Annotated in this window: 3 protein-coding genes and 2 pseudogenes; 3 read left to right on the plus strand and 2 right to left on the minus strand. The window is 36.6% G+C overall.

What is annotated here, in order from left to right:
• Positions 1-127 precede the first annotated feature (127 nt).
• The 3 genes and pseudogenes from I2503_RS09720 to I2503_RS09205 form a co-directional block, all read left to right on the plus strand.
• Positions 128-232 (plus strand): annotated as a pseudogene (locus tag I2503_RS09720) (IS200/IS605 family transposase); the annotation flags it as partial.
• 353 nt (positions 233-585) lie between these two features.
• Complete coding sequence (locus tag I2503_RS09200; RefSeq protein WP_135038373.1) at positions 586-813, plus strand: DUF6290 family protein; 228 nt, start codon at positions 586-588, stop codon at positions 811-813.
• Positions 803-1,069, plus strand: a complete 267-nt coding sequence (locus I2503_RS09205) for a type II toxin-antitoxin system RelE/ParE family toxin (RefSeq protein WP_196967762.1) — start codon at positions 803-805, stop codon at positions 1,067-1,069. Before I2503_RS09200 ends, I2503_RS09205 begins: the two co-directional genes overlap by 11 nt.
• Before the next feature lie 253 nt (positions 1,070-1,322).
• Here I2503_RS09205 and I2503_RS09210 read toward each other — a convergent pair.
• A pseudogene (locus I2503_RS09210) lies at positions 1,323-1,526 on the minus strand (IS30 family transposase); the annotation flags it as partial.
• Between the two features lie 43 nt (positions 1,527-1,569).
• Positions 1,570-2,265, minus strand: coding sequence for a hypothetical protein (locus I2503_RS09215; RefSeq protein ID WP_196967763.1), 696 nt, complete (start codon positions 2,263-2,265; stop codon positions 1,570-1,572).
• Positions 2,266-2,413: the final 148 nt, after the last annotated feature.

Genomic DNA, 2,413 nt, shown 5'->3' on the forward strand with positions numbered 1-2,413 from the left:
ATAAAGGGGAAATCCTTTTTTGTCTAGTCGAATGTTTCACCCAATGGGTGAAAAGCAAAACCTTCCAGAAACCCTGTGATCAATACGGTTTCTGGAAGGTTTTTAAGTTAGGTATGAATAATTTGGGGAAGAATATATTCGTAATCAATTACAAGATGACGTGATAGTGGACCAATTAAGCATATTCGAGGAGTACGATCCATTCACGGGTCAGAAAAATATAAGGAAGTAGAACAGAAAGGGACCCGCTAGCCGGGTCAGCTGGAGAAGTGGTGCATAAGGGAGACCATTCGGACAAGCCTTTAGGTTTTGGCCGGTAATAGAGGCTTTCAGCCGAAGAACAAACCTCCCGTTCTCACGGGTGGTTTTGATTTTAGATTTATGCTTGTTCAAGAATAGTTGATTGAAGGTGGAGATTATTGGTTATTGGGAAAGAAAACAAAATTAATTTTAGCCAACTTTTGCAGAAAGCGATTCGGGAAGAGTTGCAAGTTTGAGCCTAGTCAATCAGCTAGGCTTTTTATTTAAATTTGCCTATTTAGAAAAAATGTTATACAATGTATTACACAAAAGGAGGTGAATAATATGGCCATGGTATCATTGAGATTAAACAAAGCAGAAGAAGAATTATTTAAAAGTTATTCAACACATACAGGGAAAACCTTATCAGAATTATTTAAAACAGCATTGAAAGAGCAAATAGAAGATAAGTTAGACTATGAAAGAGGTATCCAAGCCTTAGAGGATTTTGAAAAGAATCCGGTCACCTACTCTATAGATGACATTATAGAGGAGTTTGAAAATGACTTATAGACTTGTAGTTAGCGAAGAGGTAAAAAAGCAACTCAAAAAGATGGATAAGCATGTCAGACTGATGTTGGCTAAAGATATGAAAAAACGTCTTGATGGCTTGGAAAATCCTAGACAGATTGGTAAAGCTTTAGTGGGAAATAAAAAAGGTTTATGGCGCTACAGGCTTGGCAATTATCGGGTTATCTGTGATATTCGAGATAATGAAATGATTGTATTAGCCGTTGAAGTTGGTCACAGGAAAGAAATTTATAAATAGCTTGGAGGAATTACCCAAGGTTATTTAGTACGATAGGGCTATCATAATTCGTGGGCATTTGTGAGCTATTCAGTTCTTTAAGTCGTATCCAAATGTGCACGCACTGCGTGCACATTTGGACTGGACGTAATTTCGCACATTTTCAGATATCCCAGATGATTCTAAGTGAGAGTGTTATAGTCTTGAGTTGGTTCAAATCTTGTTCCAGATGTGTTTGAATAAACTCTTGTTCTGCAGTAGTAAGAGTAGTTAACTTCCTTCCGCAGCGCTTTTTGTTCTCCTTATACTGTTCATAGTAATCATAAGCGGAATGACCTTGTTTGAGAAAGTTGATAACATTGTAGATAGTCTGTTTGGATCTACCAAGTGCTTCTGCAATTTGGACAACTTTTACGCTTTCTTGATAATATGCCTCTATCATTACAAGTTCATTTGTAGTAAGATGGTTATAGGTCATTTATGTTAGTTCCTTTCAGACAAATGTGGTAGTTTATCTGAGCCTAACATAAATGGCTTTTTGTGTCTAGCTTAATTTTACAAATTGGGTATTCATATAATTGTTGGAATAGTATTTTTTCTTGAGGGGAAAAGTAATGAGGAGGGACATCTAGTTCTGAAATTTTGTTAAGTGATAAACCATTGAAGACTAGTTTGGTTATCTGAAATAGCTCTAAGAAATCTAAAACCAGCTGAAGATATTTTTGTTCTATGGCTTGATACTCTTCCCAATCCAGTCCGTTTTCGATTTCGTCAAAATTACTCCATTCGGTATAGGTGCGATTTAGAGGATTATCTTTGGAAATACGTAGGTCATGGTGATAATCGCCTGATGGGTTCAGTTGACCATCACCCCAGGTATAGGTATAAGGCACTATATCTTCTTCTTCCATTTGATAAGGAGAGATAGAGAATTCTTGATAGTAAAGGTTATTCTCACGAATTATCTCCCTACACTGCTCAAATTTATCTTCTTCCATGCTTTGAACATACATGTAATAATCAGAGCCAAAGTGGATTTGAAGACTAGGACTGTAAAAACGGCACCATAATACTTCCCGTAGATTGAATTGAGCAACCTCAAAGATTTCTTTTCCAGTCAGTAAATATCCGTTATCAATTTGGTGAAATAGTTGGTACTGGTCGGAATTCAGTCGATTTTCCTTTTTTCGAGATTGGATACTAAAATATTTTTCCACCTCCCTTACTTCAAGGCTATTAACCCGAATTATTCATACCTAACTTAAAAACCTTCCAGAAACCGTATTGATCACAGGGTTTCTGGAAGGTTCTGCTTTTCACCCATTGGGTGAAACATTCGACTAGACAAAAAAGGATTTCCCCTTT

The sequence above is a fragment of the Streptococcus sp. NLN64 genome, from assembly GCF_015831295.1.
GTDB lineage: Bacteria > Bacillota > Bacilli > Lactobacillales > Streptococcaceae > Streptococcus.

Bases quoted from the DNA above. Each gene is read 5' to 3' on its own strand.
- I2503_RS09205 (WP_196967762.1), top strand. From the start codon at position 803: ATGACTTATAGACTTGTAGTTAGCGAAGAGGTAAAAAAGCAACTCAAA.
- I2503_RS09200 (WP_135038373.1), top strand. From the start codon at position 586: ATGGCCATGGTATCATTGAGATTAAACAAAGCAGAAGAAGAATTATTT.